At 50.0% G+C, this 24623-nt stretch carries 23 protein-coding genes; 21 read left to right on the forward strand and 2 right to left on the reverse strand.

All coding sequences use genetic code 11. From position 1 onward, the window contains the following. Window positions 1-13 precede the first annotated feature (13 nt). The 21 genes from B2M23_RS04870 to B2M23_RS04970 all read left to right on the forward strand — a co-directional run bounded on the left by B2M23_RS04870 (window position 14) and on the right by B2M23_RS04970 (window position 20305). Window positions 14-1384 carry an MATE family efflux transporter gene (locus tag B2M23_RS04870; protein WP_038351861.1) on the forward strand — a complete coding sequence of 457 codons (1371 nt, stop codon included), beginning with the start codon at window positions 14-16 and terminating at the stop codon, window positions 1382-1384. A 100-nt stretch (window positions 1385-1484) separates the two neighbouring features. Beyond that, window positions 1485-4259 carry a UPF0182 family membrane protein gene (locus B2M23_RS04875; protein WP_038351860.1) on the forward strand — a complete coding sequence of 925 codons (2775 nt, stop codon included), beginning with the start codon at window positions 1485-1487 and terminating at the stop codon, window positions 4257-4259. Between the two features lie 146 nt (window positions 4260-4405). Then, window positions 4406-4771 carry a demethoxyubiquinone hydroxylase family protein gene (locus tag B2M23_RS04880; protein WP_038351859.1) on the forward strand — a complete coding sequence of 122 codons (366 nt, stop codon included), beginning with the start codon at window positions 4406-4408 and terminating at the stop codon, window positions 4769-4771. A 10-nt stretch (window positions 4772-4781) separates the two neighbouring features. After that, on the forward strand, window positions 4782-5591 hold the full coding sequence (locus tag B2M23_RS04885) for a family 1 encapsulin nanocompartment shell protein (RefSeq protein ID WP_038351858.1): 810 nt from the start codon (window positions 4782-4784) through the stop codon (window positions 5589-5591). 125 nt (window positions 5592-5716) lie between these two features. After that, complete coding sequence (locus B2M23_RS04890; RefSeq protein ID WP_038351857.1) at window positions 5717-7102, forward strand: BrxA family protein; 1386 nt, start codon at window positions 5717-5719, stop codon at window positions 7100-7102. 100 nt (window positions 7103-7202) lie between these two features. Next, window positions 7203-7391, forward strand: a complete 189-nt coding sequence (locus B2M23_RS04895; RefSeq protein WP_038351856.1) for a hypothetical protein — start codon at window positions 7203-7205, stop codon at window positions 7389-7391. Between the two features lie 205 nt (window positions 7392-7596). Next, window positions 7597-8004, forward strand: coding sequence for a chemotaxis protein CheW (locus B2M23_RS04900; protein WP_038351855.1), 408 nt, complete (start codon window positions 7597-7599; stop codon window positions 8002-8004). Between the two features lie 20 nt (window positions 8005-8024). Further along, window positions 8025-10385, forward strand: coding sequence for a bifunctional diguanylate cyclase/phosphodiesterase (locus B2M23_RS04905; RefSeq protein ID WP_038351854.1), 2361 nt, complete (start codon window positions 8025-8027; stop codon window positions 10383-10385). Window positions 10386-10401: 16 nt separating this feature from the next. Beyond that, window positions 10402-10770, forward strand: a complete 369-nt coding sequence (locus B2M23_RS04910) for a chemotaxis protein CheW (protein ID WP_038351853.1) — start codon at window positions 10402-10404, stop codon at window positions 10768-10770. Beyond that, complete coding sequence (locus B2M23_RS04915) at window positions 10767-11576, forward strand: CheR family methyltransferase (RefSeq protein ID WP_038351852.1); 810 nt, start codon at window positions 10767-10769, stop codon at window positions 11574-11576. Before B2M23_RS04910 ends, B2M23_RS04915 begins: the two co-directional genes overlap by 4 nt. 25 nt (window positions 11577-11601) lie before the next feature. Continuing rightward, window positions 11602-12189, forward strand: a complete 588-nt coding sequence (locus tag B2M23_RS04920) for a CheB methylesterase domain-containing protein (protein ID WP_052237178.1) — start codon at window positions 11602-11604, stop codon at window positions 12187-12189. 25 nt (window positions 12190-12214) lie between these two features. After that, window positions 12215-12571, forward strand: a complete 357-nt coding sequence (locus tag B2M23_RS04925) for a response regulator (RefSeq protein ID WP_038351851.1) — start codon at window positions 12215-12217, stop codon at window positions 12569-12571. 16 nt (window positions 12572-12587) lie between these two features. Further along, the gene (locus tag B2M23_RS04930) at window positions 12588-13199 is read left to right on the forward strand and encodes a chemotaxis protein CheC (protein ID WP_038351850.1); all 612 of its coding nucleotides are present in this window, start codon (window positions 12588-12590) and stop codon (window positions 13197-13199) included. Then, the gene (locus B2M23_RS04935; protein WP_052237177.1) at window positions 13196-13684 is read left to right on the forward strand and encodes a chemotaxis protein CheD; all 489 of its coding nucleotides are present in this window, start codon (window positions 13196-13198) and stop codon (window positions 13682-13684) included. Before B2M23_RS04930 ends, B2M23_RS04935 begins: the two co-directional genes overlap by 4 nt. Window positions 13685-13698: 14 nt before the next feature. After that, window positions 13699-15378 carry a HAMP domain-containing methyl-accepting chemotaxis protein gene (locus B2M23_RS04940; protein WP_038351849.1) on the forward strand — a complete coding sequence of 560 codons (1680 nt, stop codon included), beginning with the start codon at window positions 13699-13701 and terminating at the stop codon, window positions 15376-15378. Between the two features lie 14 nt (window positions 15379-15392). Next, window positions 15393-15779: a response regulator gene (locus tag B2M23_RS04945; RefSeq protein WP_038351848.1), complete on the forward strand. Its 387-nt coding sequence runs from the start codon at window positions 15393-15395 to the stop codon at window positions 15777-15779. After that, window positions 15776-16387, forward strand: coding sequence for a chemotaxis protein CheC (locus B2M23_RS04950; protein ID WP_038351847.1), 612 nt, complete (start codon window positions 15776-15778; stop codon window positions 16385-16387). The genes B2M23_RS04945 and B2M23_RS04950 overlap by 4 nt, the downstream gene beginning before the upstream one ends. After that, window positions 16388-16867: a chemotaxis protein CheD gene (locus tag B2M23_RS04955; protein WP_038351846.1), complete on the forward strand. Its 480-nt coding sequence runs from the start codon at window positions 16388-16390 to the stop codon at window positions 16865-16867. It begins immediately after the preceding gene. A 22-nt stretch (window positions 16868-16889) separates the two neighbouring features. After that, window positions 16890-17843 (forward strand): GGDEF domain-containing response regulator, encoded by a 954-nt coding sequence (locus B2M23_RS04960; protein WP_038351845.1) that lies wholly within the window; start codon window positions 16890-16892, stop codon window positions 17841-17843. A 1-nt stretch (window position 17844) separates the two neighbouring features. Then, on the forward strand, window positions 17845-19887 hold the full coding sequence (locus B2M23_RS04965; RefSeq protein ID WP_038351844.1) for a chemotaxis protein CheA: 2043 nt from the start codon (window positions 17845-17847) through the stop codon (window positions 19885-19887). Continuing rightward, a complete protein-coding gene (locus B2M23_RS04970; RefSeq protein ID WP_052237176.1) occupies window positions 19871-20305 on the forward strand; it encodes a chemotaxis protein CheW in 435 nt (144 codons plus the stop codon). The genes B2M23_RS04965 and B2M23_RS04970 overlap by 17 nt, the downstream gene beginning before the upstream one ends. Window positions 20306-20345: 40 nt before the next feature. Here the strand turns inward: B2M23_RS04970 and B2M23_RS04975 are convergent, their stop codons facing one another. Both B2M23_RS04975 and B2M23_RS04980 read right to left on the reverse strand, forming a co-directional pair. Further along, the gene (locus B2M23_RS04975; protein WP_038351843.1) at window positions 20346-21212 is read right to left on the reverse strand and encodes a CPBP family intramembrane glutamic endopeptidase; all 867 of its coding nucleotides are present in this window, start codon (window positions 21210-21212) and stop codon (window positions 20346-20348) included. Between the two features lie 15 nt (window positions 21213-21227). Then, window positions 21228-24596 carry a S8 family serine peptidase gene (locus B2M23_RS04980; RefSeq protein ID WP_038351842.1) on the reverse strand — a complete coding sequence of 1123 codons (3369 nt, stop codon included), beginning with the start codon at window positions 24594-24596 and terminating at the stop codon, window positions 21228-21230. Window positions 24597-24623: the final 27 nt, after the last annotated feature.

Below are 24623 nucleotides of genomic sequence, written 5' to 3' on the forward strand. Positions count from 1 at the left end.
AAAAAATTAAATTATGGACAATGAAAAAAACACGGAACTGGGGACCATGCCGGTAGGCAGGCTGATGTTCAAGCTGGCTTTGCCAGCCATTGTGGCTCAGGTTATCAATGCCCTTTACAACATTGTTGACCGTATGTATATCGGCCATATTGAAGGGGTTGGCCCTATGGCCCTGACTGGGGTAGGGATCACCTTTCCCATTATTATGCTGATTACAGCCTTTGCGGCGATGATCGGTATGGGGGGCGCGCCTCTGGCAGCCATTCATCTTGGAGAAAAGAACCGGGATAGTGCTGAGGGGATTCTGGGAAACGCGGCAACGCTGCTGCTCATTCTGTCGGTGGTGCTTACCGCTTTCTTTCTGATCTTTCAGCGGCCGCTGCTCATGGCTTTTGGCGCCAGTGAAAACACCATTGAGCATGCGCTTCAATACATGACGATCTATTTGTGCGGAACCATTTTTGTGATGGCGACCTTGGGTTTGAACTCTTTTATCAATACACAGGGCTTCGCAAAAACCGGTATGCTGACTGTACTCATCGGCGCGGTGCTGAATATTATTCTGGACCCGGTTTTTATTTTTGTATTTGGCATGGGCGTTCGGGGCGCCGCACTGGCAACCATTCTTTCACAGGCGGTTTCGGCCATCTGGGTCTGCCGTTTTTTGATAGGCAAAAAAACCACCATCAAAATTAAGCCTTCCAGAATGCGTCTTAAAAAAGAGTACGTGGTGGGGATCATTTCTCTTGGTATATCGCCTTTTATCATGCAGTCCACCGAGAGTCTGCTTAACATTACCCTGAACGCCTCACTTCAGTTTTACGGCGGGGACCTGGCTGTGGGCGCTATGACCATAATCGGCAGTATTTCCCAGCTGGGACTTATGCCGCTCATGGGACTGACCCAGGGTGGGCAGCCCATTATTTCTTATAATTATGGAGCCAGAAACTACGATCGTGTGCGCAAGGCCTACCATCTGATGATTGCAGCCAGCTTTACACTTTCCATGATAATCTGGGCCATTGTGGAATTTTTTCCAGAGGTGGTCATCGCTATCTTTACAACCGACCCGCAGCTCTCCAGCCTGACGGTCTGGGCGATCCGCATTTTCATGATGTGCATCGGTATTATGGGGTTGCAGACCGGATGCCAGCAGACCTTCCTGTCACTGGGACAGGCCAAGGTTTCGGTCTTTCTGGCCATGCTGCGAAAATTAATTTTGCTGATTCCGCTGATTTTGATTATCCCCCGGGTGACAGGCCTTGGAATGACCGGGGTTTTTCTGGCACAGCCCATTGCGGATTTTATTGCGGTGGTATCAACAGTGGCCGTGTTTGCCGTGAAGATAAGGAAGATTATCCCGAGGCCAGCCAAAACAGCTTAAATCCATTAAGCATAGCATAAAGATTTTGTTAAGATGGCCGTGGATGTACGCAATCTGTGGTATAATATCCTACAACTTCTATATTTAAAGGAAAAGGAAAATGAAAAAAGGAAAAAAAGCCTTCTGGACAGTCGTGGTGGCCGTAGTGGTCGTTCTCGCGATTCTTTTGTCCCTCAACCATTTTTACGTAGACTATCTCTGGTTTAGTGAAATGGGTTATCTCAACGTCTTTTTTAAGGAGCTGGTCACTAAAGCGCAGATCGGTGCACCGGTATTTGTGGTGCTGCTGGTGCTGCTCTTCTTCTACCTGAAATTCTTAAAAAAGATTTCGGAACGTTACCTGGGTATTACCCAGGCAGTGCGAACAAAACGGGAAAAAACCATTGGTGCAGTACTGTCAGTGGTGGCAGCGGCTGTAATTACCGGTTTTATAGCGAACAGCCTGTGGTCTGAAATTCTTCAGTTTACCAATGCCACGGATTTCGGCTCGACAGACCCGCTGTTTGGAAAGGACCTGTCCTTTTACTTCTTTACACTGCCGTTATTAAAGGGCGCTTATGGTGTGGTCATGACCTGCTTCTTTGGCATGGTCATTCTGACGCTTTTGTATACTGTTTTTGTCATGTACCGGGAAAAAGATTTTCGGATTCAGACAGCCCAGAGTATGGACGATTTTAAGAGCGGCGCCAAGGATATTTTTACCACTTTTCTGACCCTGGCCTCCAAGCAGATTGGCGTATTTTTGGGAATATTTTTCCTGCTTCTGGCTTTCAGCAGCTTTATCAGCCGTTATGAAATGCTCTATGGCGGAACGGGAATGGTCTACGGAGCGGGCGCTTCGGATATCACCATTGGCATGAAGGTGCTTTATGTGAAGATTGCCCTGTGTCTGGTTCTGGCGGTTACCTCTGTGATTGCGGGATTCCGCAAGAATTACAAGATGATGGTAGCCGGTCCGGTGCTTCTGATTATCGTGGCTCTTCTGGGCGGCGTGGGACAGGCAGCTTACGAATACCTGTCGGTTGTGCCAAACCAATATACAAAGGAAGCACCTTACATTGAAAAGAATATCGCCAGTACGCAAAAGGCTTATGGCCTGGATAAGGTAACCATCAAGGATTTTTCACCGACCCAGAGCATTACCGCCCAGGATATTCAGGAAAATGAAGCGACCATCAGCAATATCCCCATCAATGATCAGAAGCCAACCAAGGATATGTACAATTCCCTGCAGGGGATCAGAAACTATTATAAGTTTTACGACGTGGATGTGGACCGTTATTTTGTAGACGGCAAATATACCCAGGTATTCCTGGGAACGCGTGAAATGGAAAATTCGGCTCTGCCGGATGATGCGAAAACCTGGGTGAACCAGCACCTGAAATATACCCACGGCTTTGGTGTTGCCATGTCACCTGTAAATAAAACCAATTCTGTAGGGCAGCCAGAGCTTATCGTCAAGGACATTCCGCCTGTGACAGATACCCAGAGCCTTGAAATCGAACAGCCAAGGGTTTACTTCGGTGAAGGGGATTACAAATATGTGGTCACCAACGCGGCTAATCCGGAATTTGACTATCCGGAAGGGGATGACAATAAAGAGACCTATTACGAAGGCACTGGCGGTATTAAGCTGTCACTGCTTAACCGACTCTCCTTTGCCTTGTATTACGGTTCTCCTGAGATGCTGCTGACCAGTGAAATTACCTCAGACAGTAAAATTCTCATCAACCGGAATGTGATGGATCGAGTGTCCAAGCTCGCGCCGTTCTTAGAGTATGACAACAAGCCTTACATGGCGCTGGCGGATGGCAAGCAGTACTGGATTGTGGATGGTTTTACCACCAGTAGCAAGTACCCATACGCCCAGCCTTATGACAAAACCACAGGCAAGAACTATATCAAAAACCCTGTAAAGGTAGTGGTGGACGCCTACAATGGTGACGTCACCTTCTATAAGGTAGACGATGAGCCTGTGCTTGAAACTTATAGCAAGATTTTCCCGGGACTGGTCAAAGATATTTCTGAGATGCCTAAGGGCCTGAAAGAGCATATCCGTTACTCCAAAACCCTGTTTGACATCCAGTCCGATATTTATAAAACCTACCACATGAGCAACCCTCAGGTATTCTATAACCGCGAGGACCAGTGGGAAACCGCCAATCAGTTCTTTGGCTCGTCCAAGGAGGAGGTGCCCATTGACTCGTCCTATACGATTATGAAGCTGCCGGACCGCCAGACTGAGTTTATGCTGACAACGACCTTTACCCCTAGGAACAAGGACAATATGATTGCCTGGCTGGCTGGGGTATCGGACGGGGACGATTATGGACAGCTGCTGCTGTACCAGTTTCCCAAACAGCAGCTGGTTTACGGCCCCATGCAGATCGAGCAGCGGATCGACCAGAATACCACCATATCCCCGCAGCTGACACTGCTGAGCCAGCAGGGCTCCACGGTGCTGCGCGGGAACCTGATGACCATTCCCATCGAAGATGCCATCATCTATGTTGAACCGATTTATATTCAGGCCAGCGCTGGTGAGAATAACCTGCCAGAGGTCAAAAAGGTGATTGTGAGCTACCAGAACGAGATCGTCATGGCAGATTCCCTGAACCAGGCCCTCGGCCAGATTTTTAACTATGACGCAGGCGAAGCGCCGGCATCGGCCAATACCGCTGTTTCTACGGCGACGCCGAACAACAGCACCTCCACAAGCGCGGCGGATCTTTCGATCCGGGCAAACCAGCTGTTTCAGGAAGCCCAGAACGCGCAGAAATCAGGCGACTGGGCTGGCTACGGCAGTAAGCTCAATGAGCTTCAGGATGTATTGAACCAGCTGCAGCAGGCAACTGGCGCGTCACAGACACAATAGAAAGATAACGGGCCCCTTCCGACTGGAAGGGGTCTTTTGCTTATCAAAAAATAATATTAAGTTAGCCATATTTAACTGTTCTTTTTGGGAAGAGTATGTTATAATGATTCTAAAGTATAATTATTTTAGAAGGGAGTTGAATTTTTATGCCATCTTTTGGAGATCCATTTGCAGCAAATGTGGAACGAAAAATGACTAAGAAGGAACTGGCTCAGGCCATCCGCCTCGATTTAGCGGGAGAGCTTGAAGCGATTTATTTATACGATGCCCATGCACAGGCGACAGACGATCCTGTCGCTAAAAAGGTGTTAGAGGACATCCGTGATGAAGAAAAGGCCCATATGGGTGAACTGACAACGCTGCTGCGTTATCTGGACCCTGTGGAGGCTGAGTTGTTTGAGGAAGGTGCTGAGGAAGTTCACGAAATGCTGGAAGAGCTCGGTATTGAATCGGGCAGCAGTGAAGCCCAGACAGCAGAAGGCCCGACAGTCGGCAGCCTGATTGAAGATTAGGAGGGGGCGTATGGATTATTTATCAAGAGAAGCCGCGCCCTTTGGCGACGCCCTTTGGGAACAGATTGACACGACCATTGTCGAGACATTGAAGAAGTATCTGGTCGGCCGCCGATTCCTGCCGCTTTACGGTCCCCTTGGCCCAGGCGCCCAGTCAGTTGCAGTTGACAGCAGTGACAAGGATGAAAACTTTGAGGACGGTGTGGTGCAGACCACAGGACGAAAATTTGTGGAGCTGGTACAGCTGTATGAGGACTTTCCGTTATTCTGGAGAGACCTGGAAGCCAGCGAGAGAACCGGCGTGCCGATAGATCTTTCCGCAGCGGCCCGCGCGGCACAGGCCAGCGCAAAGGCTGAGGATCAACTGATTTTCTTTGGTAATAAAGCGCTGGGCGCAGACGGTCTGCTGACCGTACCCGGCAGAAATACCATTAAGATGGACGACTGGGCAGAAGGACAGAACGCTTTTGCCAATGTCGCCGCCGGCGCTTCCATGCTGGTGGAAAAGGATATGCTCGGCCGTCTTGCTCTGGTCATGGGGCCAGATCTCTTTTTTAAGCTTCAGCGGATTCAGCCGGGAACCGGCGTCATGGAAATTGACCGTATCAAGAGCCTGCTGGATGGGCGGATTTACCGTTCAAACGCATTGGCCGGAAAAGCCGTTCTGGTCTGTGCCGAAGCCCAGTACATGGATTTGGCAGTCGGCCAGGATCTGGCCGCGGCCTACTTAGAGCTGGTTAACCTGAACCACTATTTCAGAATTCTCGAAACTGCGGCGCTTCGCATTAAGAACAGTGAAGCCATCGTTGTATTTGAATAAAGAGTAATCTCATAAGCGCTTTTTTCCCTGTATTTGGGAAGGAAGCGCTTTATTTTATTAAACCGTTGCCTTTTATAAGAAAGCATAATATAATGAAAGCACCACATAATTAAATGGAGAGTAATATGATAAGGTTTGAATTGAGTAAGAAAGCATCGGATAAAATCAGGAGGATTGCCGCCCATATTCTGGTGGTACAGGAGGAGCGGTGCCCGGTCGTTAAAACACAGATGAAGCTTGCCATGAGAGATCCTCAGTTTGCCGGACTTGTCGCCCAGTGCCGGGACAGCCAGGCCACGTTTGCAGAGCGGGATGCGGCGTGGGAAAAGCTGATGGAGCTGCTGCCATCCAAACGGCTGGATTTTGACAGCATGCGTCAGGATGCCTTGTCCTATTATGGTGATGACTCGGACGAGGTTGAGCATGGTATGGTATTTGAGGTGGTGCGGGAAACCTACGACCTGATGACCCGCTGCCTGTACGACGATGTGGACTTTGATACAGAATCCTATAATATTACAGATATCGGGCCTTTGGGACGCTGCCTTTCCGATGGCTTTCATCACTTTTACTGCAATGTGGTATTTGGCGAAATAGAGGCTGATTTAAGCTGGGGAATGATGCTGGAGGAGCCTCTGAGTGTCGATAAGACAAGCTATGTCTACCTGTATGACCAGTTTGAGCGTTTTGAGTTTGGCTGGTGGCAGATTTATGGGGAAAAAAGGAAGCTGTACTTTGACATTTACAACGAAGGCACCAGAAATTCAAAACAGAGAATGCGCAAATGCGAGGTTGAACAGAAGATACCGAAAAAGCCCCAGCCCTTTTACGGCGAGTATGTCAGACGCTGCGCAGAGCTGATGCTTGAAAACCCATCCCTTAAGCAAAAGGCCTTTAAGGAAATGGCAGTGGCGCAGGATGCTTTTGAAACTGGTGACGAAAGCCTGAACGGCGAGATCGCCGTGATCCTTTATAAACGGCTGAGTACCCTTCACGAGCCTATCCTGGCGATGATACCCGAATTGAACGATACCGACACGACCCTGATCAACACCGTTGCCCGGATGCGCTTCGACTATCTCTTTTACCTTTTAATGCATTTGGTTTATCTGAAGTCTGCCGGTATGAGCCTTTTGGATGAAGCCAGCCAGCTCATGGTTGAGCAGAACCATGGAGTGCCCGTTCCGCCGACTGCCTTTGAAACGCTGGCGGCGGGCTATCTGAGCGGTGCTCAGGGAGAAATGCCGGAACAAAACGCCCAGGCACTGGATGAAATGATGGATTTTATAGAGGAGGCGGGACTTTTGAACATGAATAAATACGGTCAGTTGGAGCCCACCCCCATGGAAATGACCCCGAGACTGCTTCAGGCGCTGCTGAGGCACGGCTACGGCGCTTATGTTATGGCGCTCATGGGGCGTTATAAATATGAAATCATGTATGATACCATGGATTTAATGGAGACGCTCAATGCGTTTTTTGCAGACTTAGACGAGCCGCTTCGCTATTGATAAAGCATTTGCGTTAAAATAAATCGCTGTGAGTAGTTTTAAAATCGCTATTTTGGGTAAAACTTTATTGTAGTAATGTTGGAAAGGAGTTTTACCCAAAATGATGATTGAAAAAGAAGTAAAGCAGTGCCAATGTGAAGAGCCTTCAGGAGTCCATCCGGAGACAGACCAGCTGGGATTTTGGATGGCGTGCAATGATTGCGGAGGGAAAATCGACGCTACCTATGAATATTTTGAGGGGTTCGGAGAAATGAGGCAGCGCGATGATTTTTATGTAGAAAATGAATAAAACCATACAATATGAAAAATACCATAGCTTCAGAGCAAACAATAAAGAGATTGTTTATTCTGAAGTTTTTTTTATTTGCTTAAAAATATTTCCATAGCAGGGGCATATTAGCGAAATAATGTTAATAGTTCTGGTTTAGTCCTTGTTTTTTGAACTGGAATTAGGTAAGATTAAGATATATATAATAAGAGCAGGGTGGTGCGAAATGGAAAGGGCATATGTATTGTTTATGACAGGCGGGCTTTATTTTCTGGTGCCACTTGAACAGGTAGTGTCGGTGGAGTCGCTGGCGACGGCGAGGAAAATGGAGATTCCTGTTTACGATCTGGGGCAGGCCTGCCATCTGAGTGAAAAGCCTGTGGAGATACCCTATATTCTGGTGCTCAGCCCAGATGGGGAGAAAATGGGTGTTGCAGTGGAGCAGGTGGAAGAAGTTCGTAAGATCTGTGATACAGAGCTCTATAAACTTGAAGCGCCTGCCATGGGGAAGTATAACCACTATCTGGACAGTGTTGCAGCCTTAGAGGGACTAAATCCACCGCTGGCTTATCTGCTGGATACGCGTTGCCTGCTTGAAAAGCTGGCCGGTGGCAGTGAAGCAATACTGGAATAACGGAAAGAAGTGACTCGGAAATGACGAATGAACAACAAAAATGCGGGCTGGACCCTTTAACAAAGGTGTGTACCGAAAAAGCCGCTAAAATATCGATTGAAAGCTATCAGGCAGACGGTGGGCAGTACGAGGGCGACGCGTTATTTTTGATCCATCTGGAAGGATGGGGAGCCTTCAGAGAAAAGTATGGCCCGTCCACAGGCAACGCTGTTTTACAGCAGCTTGCTTTTTTGCTGGGCAAAAATTTAAAGAAAACCGACAAGCTTGCCAGGATAGGGGATGGTACCTTTTTAGTCTATGCTCTGGGGTGCAGCGACGCCGCCGATGCCGAAGAGCGGTCCAAAGCAATGATCAGCCAGATTGAGACTGTCCGGATACCGTCGGGCCCACAGCATACCCTGTCTCCAAAGATCGGCGTTATCCTGTGCTGTGGAATCGAAAAGCAATATGAGATACTGAGGAATACGGCCATAAAGGCTCTTTGTGAGGCGCAGAGACAAAACAGCCCCTTTTATATAACGAGAGAGGATGCCGCGCTCAGAGAGGCCGTAGCAGGCTTTAAGATTGAAGCGGTTGCGCCTTATAAGCCGACCAGCAGCAGGGCCGATATGGTTTTTATTACAGAGCTTACCAACACTGTTTTCGGCTGCCGGGATATGGAGCTGGGAATTGAGATGGCCCTGGAAAGGCTGTGCCGTTATTTTAAATCCGAGCAGGCCTATGTGGTCGAACGTACAGCGGATAAAAAATATTTTGAACTGACTTATGAGTGGAATACAACAAACCGTCTGGTTATGAATGATAACCTGAGATTGATTCCCGGCCTGATGACTGAAAGCTATCAGCAGGAATTTGACGAGGACGGAATATTTGTCTGCAACCGCTTTGAAGAATTTAATATCATCAACCGCGTTATGGCAGAGCGGCAGCGCATCAGAGGAACAAAGGCCCTGATGCAGAGCATTATTCTGGAAGAGGAAACCTTTGCCGGCTACATTGGACTCTGTGATTTGAAAGAGGAACGCCTGTGGCAGGAGGAGGAAATTGCGACCTTTTCCCTTTCCTGCAAAATCATTACTGCCAATATCCTTCAGCTGCGTTCCATGAAATACCGTTTGCGGATCGCTTATAAGGATAGTCTGACCGGCGCCTGGAACCCGAGCAAATTTTTGCTCGAGGCTGAAAAACGCAGCGAACAGGGTGAAAAGCGCGCGGTGGTAACCTTTGACATCAAAAATTTTAAGGTGATCAACACCGAATTCGGTTATGAAACAGGAAACCGCGTCTTAATTGAAATTGGCCGCGCGCTGCATACCTTTATTGAAGAGGAAGAATGCTATGCACGCGTTGAGGCCGATACCTTCGTGGTGCTGCTGTTTTATGCAACGCCGGAAGAACTCAGGCAGAGGATCGAGCAGCTGCTGCAAAGAATTGAGCGGCTTTCAGCTAAAATGATTTTATTTTTCCCCTTTATCTGCATGGCAGGCGTCTGTGCAGAGGAGGATCAGGAAAACGTAGAAAGCATGATTGAATCCGCCAATGCGGTGCGCCATTCCATTAAGGATTATCACAAGAGCAATTATGCCTTTTTCAATAAGGAAATGCAGCGTCAGCGTGACCGTGAGAAACACTTTGCCTCCCGGATGAAGGGCGCGCTGAAAAACAACGAGTTCACCGTGTACTATCAGCCCAAAATAGACGTGGCCAGCGGTGGCTGGAGCGGGCTCGAGTCTCTGGTCAGATGGCGGGAGCCAGACGGAACCCTGGTTCATCCTGACGCTTTTATTCCTTTATTTGAAAGGAATGGTTTTATTGCAGAAATCGACCGCTTTGTTTTTGAGCAGGTGTGCCGGGATCTGGCGGATTGGATGGAAAAAGGCAGGAAAATTTATCCGGTAGCTGTCAATATATCGAGAATCCATATACTTGAAGCCCACTTTCCAGGAGAACTGGTGGATATCTGCCGCCAGTACAGTGTTCCAGTGGATATGATTGAACTGGAGCTCACAGAGAGCGCTTTTCTGGACAATCCATCGGTTATTCTGGAGATTGCAAATGAGATTAAAAAAGAAGGTTTTAAGCTGTCCATGGATGATTTTGGCACAGGCTATTCTTCTTTGAGTATGCTTAAGGATATTCCTGTGGATATCATAAAGCTGGACCGTGACTTTTTCAGAGCAGATATGGATAAGCGGGAAAAGGTTGTTGTCACCAATATCGTACACATGGCAAGAGAACTGGATATTGAGGTGATCTCAGAAGGCATAGAGACAGCGGATCAGGAACAGTTTTTAAAAGAGGTCGGGTGTAACATGGCCCAGGGCTACTATTATGCCAAACCGGCGCCCATCGAGCAGCTTGCGGCTATGATCTGGTCTTAAATAAAGAGAGGAAAAAATGCAGCAGGAAACCATAACGGGCCACAGAGATGTGGTTTGTATCAAGATAGGAGCAGGGGAGAAGGCGTTTTTTATTCCAATGGATAAAATCGAGGGTGTCTGTATGAATCCGGAGCTAGTAAAAATACCAGAGGCTCCAGACAGAATCATTGGTCTGTATCTTGGGAAAAAAGGCCCTATACCTTATATTAGTCTGGAAGCTGGCGGCAGGCTTAAAGGCGAAGACAGCTGGCGCTGCGGTGTTGAAATAATAAATACAGATGGCCAGAAACTGGGGATTTTGTGTGCGCGCATCGAGGAGGAGGTTGAGATATCTTCTGAGATTCTGGAGGAACAGGCAGCATTGTGGGGGAGCGTGGCGTATTGATCAGGCTTGGAAAAATGGAATTTTTGGATATCGTAGACTATATCCGGGGAAGATATGGCATTAACCTGGAAAAGAAAAAAGTCCTGATTGAATGCCGCCTGAGAAGCGAACTGGACCGCTACGGGATTGCCAGCTTTAAGGACTATATGAAGGCAGTCCGTGCCGATGAAAGCGGCCAGATGGCAGGAGAGATGATCAACCGCCTGACCACAAACTACACTTACTTTATGCGGGAATTTAAACATTTTGACTTTATACGGGAAACCATTCTGCCCGCAGCCACAGCCAAAAACAAGGCCGATTATCAGGCCTGGTGTGCTGGCTGTGCCAGCGGAGAGGAGTGCTACACCCTCGCCATGATCTTTCAGGATTACAGGGAAGAAAACAGCGCGATGCCAGAAGCGCATATTACGGCAACCGATATTAGCGAAGGTGCGCTGGAGCATGCCCGGCAGGGAATTTACCCTATGAAGGAGCTGGGAACGCTTCCGCCGAAATGGCAGGAAAAATACTGCACTGTGAGGGATGAAAAAAGCTTTGAGATTAAAAAGCTTTTAAAAAAGGATATTCAGTTTAAAAATCAGAATTTAATGGAGCCGGAGGGTATCCGAAAAAGGTATGACCTGATATTGTGCAGAAACGTCATGATCTATTTTGATGCGGACTCCAAGAAAGCCATGATCAGCCGGCTGGAAAACAGTCTGAAGCCTGGGGGCTACCTGATTGTGGGGCTGGCAGAGGTACTGCCAAGAGAATTCACAACATTGGAATTTATCGGGGCGGCAATCTATCGAAAGCCAGAATAGAACAGGCAGAAAGGTGACAGCCTGTATGAAGAAAAAACAAGCCAGCCGAAGGCTGATCGTAATCGGCGCCTCTGTCGGAGGCCCTGCAACCATACTTTCGCTTATCCGGGAGCTGCCGGAAAGTACACCGGGAATCATCATTGTACAGCATTTGTGCAAAGGCTTCGCTGCCCACATGGCAGACTATCTGGATACTTACTGCGCCATGAAAGTTAAGGAAGCCCGAAACGGGGAGATGGTTTTGTCCGGTACCGTTTATCTGGCAGGAGGCGACCGGCATTTGAAGGTTGTAAAGCGCGGCGGGATATATTATCTGACCTACGAAGACGGCGCCCGGATAAACGGTGTGCGTCCGGCGGTAGACGTGCTTTTTTCGTCCGCGGCCTGCGCGGGGGCAGATGCTATGGGCATTATCCTGACGGGCTTTGGCAAGGATGGCGCCCAGGGACTTTTAGATATGCGAAGAGCCGGGGCATATACCATTGTGCAGAAGGCTGAAAGCTGCGCGAGCAGCAGCATGCCCACCGAAGCGAAAAAGACAGGCGGCGCCCAGATAGAGCTGGCGCCGCATAAAATAACAGCATGTATGGTGCTGTTTTCAGAACAACCTTAAGGATAAAGAGATAGAGGAGAAGAGGATGGAAGAAATTTTAATTGTGGATGACGCCATGTTTATGCGCAGAATCATTAAAAATGCATTGAGTGAGGGCGGGTTCAGCCAGTTCATTGAGGCAAAGGACGGCGATGAGGCCATCCGCCTGTTTAAAAAGCATAAGCCGAAGCTGGTTCTGCTGGACATTACCATGCCTGGAAAATCCGGTATTGAGGTGCTCGCGGAGATTTTGAAGCAGGAGCCTGGTACCCGGGTGATTATGTGTTCGGCCATTGGGCAAGAGGCCACCATCGAAAAAGCTGTCCGGATGGGCGCCCATGATTTTCTTGTCAAGCCCTTCCAGAATGATAAGCTTGTGGAAATGGTAAAAAAATCACTGTAAAGGGAGTACATGAGCAATGAAGAGAAGTGAGATAGAAGCTCTTACAAAGGATATTTTTCATGAGATCGGCAATATAGGAGGAGGCAGCGCCGTGACGGCACTTTCGCGTCTGGTCTCTGAGGAAATTACCGGGCGGCCACCCGTGGTTATGCCATTAGAGTGCTCCAAACTGCCAGACGCTTTCGGAGAACCAGACAAAAGTGCGATGGGGATTCTGCTGCCCTTTTATGGCGATGTTTCCGGCATGCTCCTCTTTGTTTTGACCGAACCCTTTGTAAAAGAGCTGCTGTTAAAAACCATTGGCTGCCCCGCGGGTTTTCATGAGATGGACGAATATAAATTCTCAGTCATTCAGGAGATTGCCAACATCATGGCGTCCTCCTATTTTACAGCCATCTCAGCTTACACAGAGAAGCAAATTCATATTTCACAGCCAGCAGTCTCCATTGACATGCTGGGCGCCATGGTCACCGACCCGGCCAGCTGGATCATGGGCCTGGGCGAAGACACCGTCTGCATCGAAAGCGGTTTTTATCTGAAGGAGGACAACAGCATGAATCACCTGGGCCTAATGCTGTATCAGGAATCGAGTTATCAGTTTTTAGAAGCAGTGGGGGTAGTGTTATGAGCAGTTGCCAGCTTCGGCCAAACCGTGTGGCCATTGGAAATAATGAGGATATATTAACCGTCCGGGCCCTGGGCTCAGGTATTGTGGTCTGTCTTTATGATGAGCGGTCAAAGACAGGAGGTGTGGCCTATACCCTGTTCCCGGACAGCTATGCACGACCAGAGTCTGCCGGAGGGAGGAGTCCGAAATATGTCGATACCGCCCTCGAGATCCTGCTTGAAAAGCTGGAGGCAGAGGGAACACCCAGAGAAAGACTGTGGGCTAAAATCATTGGCGGGGCTAAAATTTTTCAGTTTGCCGAGAAGCTTGAGAGTGAGAATATCGGTAAGCGAAACATTGAAGCGGCGCGCAGGTGGCTTCAGGAAAGGGAGATCCCCATAAAAGCCGAGGATACCGGAGACAGCTTTGGCCGGACCGTCCGATTCCAGATGGAAACCGGAATCGCTGAAATAAGAGCCGTGAACAATTATGTGTACTGTTTATAGAGAGGGAAAGTTGGATGAAAAAGAAAATAGAAAATTTAAACACTGCCACGAAGCTGCTGCTATCATTTACCTGTATCATTATCTTTTATATCGTAACCGTTGTGGCAGCGATCATTGGGATAAAGAGCGTGGGCGGAACCCTGAGAGAATTTTATGACAAACCTTATCAGGTAAGCACCTCAACCTTGCTCATGCGCGGTGCCATTCAGGGGGTCGGGCGCGACCTTCTCTGTGTGGCGTCGGGAATTGACGGCGCAGAGAGTCAGACTTATCTGGATGAGGCAAAAAAATACATTAAAGTCATCGAAAGCGGTCTGGAAAAACTTCAGCAGGATTATACAGAGGAAGAAGCTTTATTTGCAGATGTGGAGAAACAGATTACAACCCTGAAGCCTGCACGGGATGAGCTGATCAAGCTTCTGGAGCAGGGCAATAGGGAAAAAGCCATGGAGGTGTACCGCACCGAGTATGAGCCACAGGCCAAAATAACCAGAAATGCGCTGGAAAGCCTTGGAAATGCGGCAGAGAAGGATGTTCTGGAGTATCTGGATAACGCCCAGGGCGTACAGAGCCAGATGATGATGATTCTGGTGTCGCTGGCAGTCGTTATTTTAATCATGACCTGCCTTATGTGGCTTTTCATCAGCCGGAGCATCACAGAGCCCATCAGGAAGGTGCAGAAGGCAGCCAGAGATATATCAGAGGGTGAGCTGAAAATTGATCTTGAGTACACTTCCCAAAACGAATTTGGAAAGCTGTCGGACAGTATCCGGGAAACCGCAGCAGCCCTCAGCAGCTATGTTGAGGAAATACAAAGGGTGTTGAACGCCATCGGGGCCGGACAGCTCAATTATAAGGCCGGCAGCCAGTTCAAAGGCGATTTTATCGCAGTCAACGAGGCCATGGAAAAGATTTCCACGCTTTTAAAGGATTCCCTGCAGCAAATCGGCAGCAGTGCAGACCAGGTAGCAGGGGGCGCCGAGCAGGTGTCCAACGGAGCGCAGCTTTTGGCCCAGGGTGCTTCGGAACAGGCAGGGTCCATTGAGGAGCTGGCTTCCAGCATCAACGATATATCCGAAAGTGTGAAGAACAATGCCGAGGATGCCATTAATTCCAGCCGCATTGCCGATGAGGTTGGCTGTCAGATACTGGACAGCAATACCCAGATGCAGGAACTGATCCGGTGCATTACGCAGATCAAAAAGAATTCCAGCGAGATCAGCGGAATTGTCAAGGAAATCGAGGACATTGCATTCCAGACCAATATTCTGGCACTCAACGCCTCCGTCGAGGCCGCCCGTGCAGGAGACGCCGGACGTGGTTTTGCCGTAGTTGCCAACGAGGTGAGGCGGCTGGCCGCAAAAACTGCTGAGGCTTCTAAAATGACTGCCGAGCTGGCACTTAAAAATAACGAAAGCGTGGAAGAAGGCATGGCCGTTGCCGATGAAACCGGAAAATCTCTGATAAAGGTCGTGGACGGGGCCCAGGAGGTAAGCGGCGTGGTTGATAAAATATCTGAAGCCTCCACCCAGCAGGCCGAGGCCATTACCCAGATACGCAGCAGCATCGAGCTTATTTCCGAAATTGTACAGGGCAACTCGGCCACGTCGGAGGAAAGCGCAGCCGCCAGCGAGGAATTATCCGCCCAGGCCCAGCTGCTTAAAAATCTGGTAGAGCAGTTTGAATTTGAGTAAACAGGAGATATGGAATGCAGAATAAAATACTAATCGTAGATGACGCGCTCTTTATGCGGGCCATGTTAAAAAAAATATTGAAGGAAGCAGGCTATACACAGATTTTTGAAGCGGCCAATGGTGTAGAGGCCTGCACGGTCTATGAAGCCGAAAAGCCTGATGCAGTGCTGATGGATATTTCCATGCCAGAGATGAACGGCATCGAAGCCCTTAAGGCCATTGTCAGGGAAGACGCAGACGCAGTAGTGGTCATGTGCTCCGCCGTGGGCCAGGAAGCCATGATTCTGGAGGCAGTGCAGAGCGGAGCTTTGGATTTTATCGTCAAGCCCTTTAAGCCTGAACAGATTATCCAGGCGGTGGAGACCGCGCTTGATAAAAAAAGGGGTGGTGATCCTACATGATAAAATACTCAGACATGGACGCTGCCTCAGAGGATATGCTTAAGGAGATCGGCAATATCGGAACCGGCAACGCCATCACAGCCCTTTCGGCTATGGTGGGAAAAACCTTTTCCGTGGGGCTGCCGGAGATACGCATTGTCAACTATCAGGACACACCCGAGCTGCTGGGGGGACCAGAGACGCTGGAAACAGGCATCATGCTTGAAATCAGCGATGACCTGTCCGGAATTTTTATGTTTCTGCTGGATGAGACCTTTACAAAGAATATTCTGAACGCCTTGCTTGGCGAGGAAAACCGGGAACTGGTAACCCTGGATGAGATGAGCAGCTCCGCCATCTGTGAGATCGGCAATGTGATGTGCGGCGCGTATATCAATGCTCTGGCACAGCTGATGGGGGTAAAAGTGCACGTATCGGTACCAGACATCTGTTGTGATATGATCGGCGCTATTTTAAGCGTCCCCATGATTCACTTCGCCAATCTGAGCGATGAACTCATGCTCATTGAAAATAAGTTCAGTATTGAAGGCAATGATTTTACCAGCCATGTGCTGTTTTTGCCTGAGATTGAAACGCTTGATAAAATATTTCGGGTGCTAAACGGATAAATGGAAAAAATAATTGTAGGAATTGCCGATGGCAAAGTGGCTAAAAGCCCGGCCGTTTTGATTTCATATGCTTTAGGTTCCTGCGTGGGCATTTGTCTTTACGACCGCCAGCTCAGGGTGGCTGGTATGCTGCATATTCTTTTGCCTTACGAGAGAATAGCTGCCAACCGGGGCAATGTATATCAATTTGCGGATACCGGTATTAAAAGATTGATTCAGGAGCTTATGGCAGGCTGTGGCGCAAAGCGGGAGCGGCTTGTCGCCAAGATTGCAGGCGGCGCTGAAATGTTTCAGCAGGTGCAGGCTGAAACCGGTATTGGAGAAAAAAATGTGAAAGCCGTGAAGGCTGTTTTAAAAAATGAAGGCATCCCGATTGTGGCAGAGGATACAGGAAAAAGCTATGGCCGTACCATTGTATTTTCAGCACAGACCGGACAGCTAGAGGTCCGAAGCGTAAACCGCGAGACAAGGCAGCTGTAGAAAAGTAGAAAGAGGGGAAAATATGAGCGCAGTAGACAGGCAGACGGTATTGATCGTCGATGACAGTATATTGATCTGCCAGCAGATAAAAAACATTATGAAAGAAGAAGACATTAATCTGGAGGAAGCCCACTCAGGAAAAGAGGCACTGGCAGCCATGGAGCTGTGCAGACCCGACCTGGTTCTGCTGGATGTGGTGCTGCCAGACGCAGAGGGATATGATCTGTGCAGACAGCTCCAGGAAAGAGATGAGAACAACGCCTCCATTATTTTTATCACGTCAAAGGACAGCGATAAGGATGTGATGAGGGGCTTTTCCCTCGGCGCCTGCGATTATATTAAAAAGCCTTTTGGACATGAAGAACTGAAATCGCGCGTGGTCGCGCACCTGAGCATGAAAAAGCAGAAGGATGAGCTGGACAGGATGAACCGGGAGCTTAAAAATAATATGGAAAAGCTAAACTATATGGCTTTCAGAGATGGGCTCACCGGCCTTTACAACAGGCGTTATGTGCAGGACGACCTCATGGGTGAAATGCAGAGCCATAATCGAAAGGATGTGGGCTGTGTCCTGATTATGGGCGATGTGGATGATTTTAAGATCGTCAATGACCGCTACGGCCATGAAGCCGGAGACGTAGCCCTGATCTGTGTTTCCAATATTATGGAGAGCATCTGCCGCAGGCACCGGGTTATCCGGTGGGGCGGTGAAGAATTTTTGATTGTGCTTTTTGCCGTCACCGAGGAGGAAGCCCTTGAGATCAGCGAGCGCATCCGGAGCGAGGTAGAAGCCTTTCCCTTTGTGGATGGGGACACATCCTTCAACTGTACCATTACCCTTGGGCTTTCCATATATGATGACAGTGAGGATATGAAGCGAAACATTGAGCGCGCGGACAAAGCGCTTTACACAGGCAAACGCAGCGGGAAAAACCGCAGCGTCTGGTACAGCGAAGTTCAGGAAATGGAGCGCTAAAATGAGCTTTTTTGAAGCTGATGTTCAGGCCATGCTGGAGGTCTATCTGCTGGAAACCAGCCAGCTCATGGAAAAGCTGGACGAAATTCTGCTCCAGTCCGAGGCATCCAGAGAGCTGACTGCCGAGGATATCAACAGTATTTTCAGAATCATGCACACCACCAAAAGCTCCTCAGCCATTATGGGGCTCGACAGTCTTCAGGCCACAGCACACCGGCTTGAGGACCTGTTTTCAGAGCTGCGGGACGACCCAGGGCAGATGAAAAAAGCTGAAGAAGAAATTTTTGAGCTGCTCTTTGACGCCTCTGATTTTATAAAGGCCGAACTGAAAAGAATGACCAGAGAGGACTATACCCCCGAAAATGCTGACGACTTTGAACGCCGGATCAAGGACTGCCTGGAGCAGATCAAGACCAGAGAACAGACAAAAAGCAGCCAGCCAGAGGAGAGCCTGTCCACATTTCTTAAAAAGCCCGGTGTTATTGTTAAAGTAACCTTTGAACAGGGCTGTAAGATGGAAAATGTGCGGGCTTTTATGCTCATGAAGCAGCTGAGCGCGGCATGTCCAGGGACAGAGTGTTTCCCTGACAGTCCGGAAAAGCACCCCGAAAGCGCCGGTTTTATCCGGGAAAGCGGTATGCTTTTCTGCGTTGCGGAGGAGACGCTGGAAAAAGCCCTGCCCATTATGCAGAGAGGACTTTTTGTAAGCCAGTGTGAGCTGCTGGCCAAAAATCCATTGCAAAGCCCGGAGGCGCCACAGGAGGTTAGTATTCCAGAGCCTGAGGCACTCGACAAAAAAGAAGCCGTGTACGTGGCAGTCGAAAAAGTAGAAAGTGAATTTTTAAACGTTCGGACAGACCGCTTAAATCATGTTCAGAACCTTCTCGGCGAGCTCATGCTTTTCGTCTCATCACTGACCAGCAGGCTGGAGACAATGCACTGCGGTGATGATGTGGAAAAGCTGACCTTACAGACCAGCCAGATGCTGGAGGAATTGGAGGATATGGTCATACATATGCGCATGGTGCCCGTGGAACGGATTGTGCCAAAGCTGCGGCGTGTGCTGCGAGATGTGGCCAAGTCTGAGAATAAAGCAGTGAACCTGACCATCACAGGCCAGGATGTAGAGGCTGATAATAACATCATCGACCAACTGCTGGAGGCATCCATGCACATTATGCGCAACGCTGTCGACCACGGTATCGAGACGCCGGAGGAACGGGAAAAGGCAGGAAAAAGCCGCGAGGGCGATATACGGCTTGCAGTTGAGAGCCACGGCGGCGAGCTCATTGCCAGAATAAGTGATGACGGCAGAGGCATGGACGTGGAAAAGCTCCGGCAGAGAGCCCGGGAGAAGCACCTGTTTACCAAGCCCGAGGAAGCATACACCACAGAAGAAATTTTTGAACTCAGCACCCTGCCCGGCCTTTCCACTAACCAGGAGGCCAACGCATACTCTGGCCGGGGCGTAGGCATGGATATTGTCAAGAAAATTACCGATGAGGCCGGCGGTCATCTGCGCATCGAAAGCGAAAAAGGGCAGGGAACCGCCGTAATCCTGAACCTGCCCCTGACGCATACCATTGTAGAATGTTTGCGGTTCAGCGCCGGAACCCAGATGTTTTCGCTGCCGGCACACCAGGTACAGCGTTACTTTGAGTATACAGAGAAAAATCCCGACCTCCATGTCCAGAATGGAGAGGAAGTGATTATCTACGAGGGCAAGGCACTGCCCATCATTGACCTTACAAGGCATTATGGTTTGGAAAAAAGCGAGCGCCCCGAACGGATTATTATTCACGTGCGCGGGCCAGTGCGGGAGACCTGTATCAGGGCAGGACTGGTTATGCAGCGGGAAAAAATTGTATTGAAGCCTCTGCCAGCCCTGTTTGGTGAGCATTTTAAAGAACAGACCGCCATGAACGGCTGCAGCGTCATGGGTGACGGGCAAATCTGTATGGCGCTGGATATTGAGACGCTGATCCGCAGGGTAGGAAAAGCCGTCGGAAGAAAAGAGGGGGAGGAATATGGAAGACCAGAATAGAAGGGAAATCCTGTGCTTTGAAAGCGGTGGTAAGACCTATGCGGCCGAATTTGAAAGCATCGTCGAAATCTGCTTTGACACCCAGCTTCACAGCATACCCTGCCAGCCCTCTTATTTTTGCGGCGTGTACCATTATAAGGGGATGGTGGTGCCTGTTGTGCAGTTGGAGGAAGAGGAGATACCCAAAAACCACGCGCCTGTGCTGCTGATTTTGCAAAGCGGCCTGTACCAGTTTGGCATTGCCCTGCAAAAGGAGCCCTGTATCCAGGCAGTCGATGAAGCCGAAAAAACCGCCGATGCTTCCAGAAAGCTCAGCAACGGCCGCGCAGAGGAAAAAGCCATATATACCCAGGGGAACAAAATTATTCTGCTGCTGGATATGGAAAAAACCGCTGAAAGCCTTGTGGCCTGCCCATGAAAAAAGCCGTTACCAAAGATTCCTGGTAACGGCTTTTTAATTATAGCGCTTCCGGCTCTGGAGCCACCTCGCGGTGCCAGGGCTCCTCGCGCCAGAGCGCTTTGATTTCATCGTGCTTAGCAGGGCGCACCAGATAAAGGCCGATGGCTGTAAAGACGATAAAAATAGCAGCGCCGGCCAACAGCTGTTCCAGCGGAACCGCAAGGCTGGCAAGGCCGGTAACTGGGTCCTCTGTCACAAAAAGCTTCCCTGAAATATCAATCAGGGAGTGGAGGACAACCGGCCCCCAGAGATTACGGGTGCGCAGGTAAACCGCCCCGAAAAAGATGCCCAGACCTGTGGCATAGCCCACCTGAATGAGCGTCGGCCCAACGGTGGAAAACAGATTTACGAGATGGATAAGGCCAAAGGCAATGCTGGAAGCCAGCAGAGACATCAGAATTGGGTTTTTGGTGTTGCGCCACTGGTACATCATATTGGAAAGAATTACGCCGCGGCAGGCAACCTCCTCATAAAGCCCCGGGGCAATGCCGCCCGTAACGGCTAATAACAGGCCACGGGAAGATTCCAGAGGAATGCCCAAAAACAGGTTGGGAATAATGTTCAAGAGAAGGATCAATAATCCCCAGGAAGCCAAAACCATACTCAGTTTCAGATTCTTTTTCCAGAAACCAAATTTAAACCGGTTGTCATAGCTGCGCTTCATCATCAGAATGACAAGTAAAGCCAGAAAAATTTCCGGCAGATCATTGCTCAGCAGGGTATTCTGTGCCGCTTGAGTATCAAAGCCATTGAGGGACAGTACGATGATCTGTCCAATGATCCCGCTGCCAAAAAGACCAACGAGCGGCAGCAGAAAAGCTGCCAGAATGGGGTGTTTTAGAAAGCAATGTTTTTTTTCTTTCATAAAATCTTCCTTTGATTAATCAAGTTTTTGTTTTTTGCTGACCAAAACCATAAGGCCTGCGGCGCAGAGCAGAAACAGCGCCGCAGCGCCGGCCATGGGCAGGACGCCTGTGACGCCGGTACCCACGTTGCCGGCCTGGCCGCTATTGTTATCCGGGTTCACCGGGTTATCCGGGTTTACCGGTTCTTCGGTTGGTACCGCCGTTGATTTAAAGATAAAGTTGCTGTCTGTGGTGTAGGTACGGGCCAGTACATAAAACTGTCCTTTATAGGCAGCAGCCGACGGATTTGCCAGCGCGGCATTGTCCACCCGCTTCTTATAGGGCGTCAGACCGCCCGATGTGCCGAGGGTGTAGGTATCGGTGCTGGCGTCAGAGGTTTCAGGGCCTACCAGCATAAAGCCATCCTTGACAGCCGCACTGGCAAAGCCGGACAGATTGCCGGTTTTAATGCCTGTCATGTCCAGCTCGGCGGGAACATAAACGCCGTTATCCAGGGTAAGCCGTTCCACGCCCGGCAGAGTGCCGTTCTGGTTGCCGGATTCCAGGCCGCCGGTTACAATGAGCTGCCCATGCCCGGCGCTGACGAGAGGCCCAAAGACTGTCCGAAGTGTATTACCCATTGGGGTGAGCGTGTGGTTTTCAAGGTTGATGGAATAGACTGTGTTATTGGAAACGCCAGACACAGCCAGCAGCTGTCCGTTGTTGTTGACAAGGGAAGCCGAGTTCGGCAAGGTTTCGTCATTCCACCCCGGTGTCTGAGTCCAGGTGCTGCCGTCATAGGTCAGGATCATGCCAATGGAGACCGGCTCTGAGGCAGTCGAATCCTCAACCCCTGTGTCGTAGCTGTAAATCAGGAGCTTGTCCTGCCAGACAACCGCTGTGGCATTAAACATGGACGTGTTTTCAGGCAGCGCTACCTGATCCCAGGTTTTAGTGTTGACGTTGAAACGCCAGAGCATATCAACAAACTTAGGGAAGGTATAATAATGGGGGATACAGTAGAGATAATCGCCATAGCCCACCATCTCGTAAGCGTCTATATCATAGAATTCAGGGTCCTCCGGCAGGGGCAGCGTGTTCTCAAAATAATCCACATTTTTGATTTCGCCAAAGTCGTAGGACTGGTGTCCCTCACCCTTTTCAGATGAAGTGACCGAAATACGGGCCATGCCGCTCACATCCGCAGGGCGTGAGACCACCAGCCGCTGGCCGCCGTCCTCGGAGTTTTTGGCAGACTGAATCTCAGCCGCTTTGCCGCCAATGGTGACAGACGGGCTTTTCCCAAAGAAATAGCCGTCAATGGTCACCGTATCCTCTGCAATATCCGCAGCGTTGACAACCGGATACGGATTATCCGTAACGGATTGATCAAGATTGATGAAGCCGTCAGACACACATTTGTCTTTAAATTCATCGTATTTTGTGACACTGCCGATGGTGCGGGCAGTGCGCATCGCCGCCGAATCATTCGGGTAACGCCCGGCCAGCACAGCCACCGCGCCGGTGATCATGGGTGTTGCCATAGAGGTACCGTCCGAATAATTATAGGCGAGTGTGGTACTGCCAACCCCCAGGTTGTCGATGAAGACAGGGCCGTCCTGATAGACATATTCGCCGTGGCCGTTGGGGAAGACCATATCAACGCCCTTTAAAGTCAAACAGAGCTGGAAATTTTTATAATCTGTATTTTCAGGGAATATCTGAGCGTCGGCGCTGTTAAAGCTGTTAAAACCGCCGTCCCGCCCCCTTGCCAGAGATGTGCCATCACCGAGAAGCGCAAAGCTGCCGTCCGTCAGCCGGACCTTTACTTCAGCCTGGCCGCTGCCGTGGCCGCCTTCACCCGCGACGTTCAGTGAAAAGCGATATGCCTTAGAAGGATCGAAGCCAGAAGCCCCGGTCAGGTCGACCGGCTCCGAGTAAACAGCGTTCCCCTCCGCGGTGCCCTGGAGCTTTAAGCTGCTCTTGCCGTTATACACCTTTTCACCAGAGATTTCCCCACACAGCTCACCCGTTGAAGGATCAGCGCTGGTATAAAATTTAAGGGAATCCGTGCCCTCAAAACCCTCGTAAAAAAGATTGCTGCCTGAAAATTCCGGATAGTAAAAGGCTTTGTCCGTTGGCCAGGTAGAAAGGATCCGGGAGCCAGGCGCCACGATATCCGTAGTGCGTTCACCATAGCAGCTGTAAGCGGCCATGAGGCCATAGGCGTTGGCGGCGTCCACCACAATAGCGTAAGGGTTATTTATAAAAGTGGAGGACAGAATCCCGGTTCGGTCATTGTCCGTTGCCGAGTTGGCAGACCCGTAGACAGAGAGCATGCCCATCTTGCCAAGCCCCTCCACAGCTAGATCCAGAGATTTTGGAGAGCCAGAGCTGGTAAAAGAACAGTTGACCGCCTTCAGATTAACGCCAAGATCAATGGCAGACGCCATGTAATCATAGCACGCAAGCACAGAGGAAACAAAGCCTCCGTAGCGCAGCGCCATGATTTTAGCGTTCTGAGAAGTGCCGGAAACACCGCCGTTTCCCCATTCTGCCCCGATGATGCCCGCGCAGTGTGTGCCGTGGCCGTTGGGGTCAGAGGTATCCGCCGGATCAGCACTGGCGTAGCTGATGCCGTGCTCACCCCCAGGCAGGTTCAGAGTACCCCGGCGCCACATTTTGTTCACCAAATCCGGGTTTTGGTCATCCACACCCGTGTCCAGCACTGCGATGACAACATCGTCATTGCCGGTGGCGCCAGAAACCTGATTCCAGCCCTCATAATGCATGTCAAAGCCCTCAAAAGAGCTGAAATAGTTACCCGTGTTGTCATAAGCCCACTGGTAATCGGTCATGGAGTCAGCGGCGTTGACAGCGCCGGGCGCCTTGACGGTAGGCGCTGCCTGCAAGTTTTCGGAAGTCGGTTCATCCGCAGCAGCCTTGGTTTCCGCCGGGACAGCAGCGCCGTCGGTATCGACCGCCGATGGTTCCGGTGTCACAGCCTTCGCGGCACCGGCTTCATCCGTAATGGGTGAGATGGCGTAATTTGGTTCAGCGAAGGCCACCTGAGGATAGGTGTTAAGCTCAGCAATGAGCGCCTCAGTGCTGCGGCTCTCGTCCCGCACCAATGCCAGCACCTGGCCACTGGTGTCTGCCGACGCGCTGCGTGCCCTGGTATTTGGAGCGTCCGAGAGATCCATCAGCACCTCGGCGCCAGCAAGCAGGTCTGGTACCGTGCTGCGCGCGAGCAGCGAAGCCTTTTCCATACACACAATGGCCTCACCTGCCGCGCAGTCATCATAGGACACAGGCGTTTCAGCCTCTTGTGCCAATACACCCGCAGGAATCAGTGATAAAACCATGAGCAGACTGATTAAAATAGATAAGATACGTTTTTTCACAATATTCTCCTCTCATTTTACTTTTCT

This window comes from Eubacterium limosum (assembly GCF_000807675.2).
Classification (GTDB): Bacteria; Bacillota; Clostridia; order Eubacteriales; family Eubacteriaceae; genus Eubacterium; species Eubacterium limosum.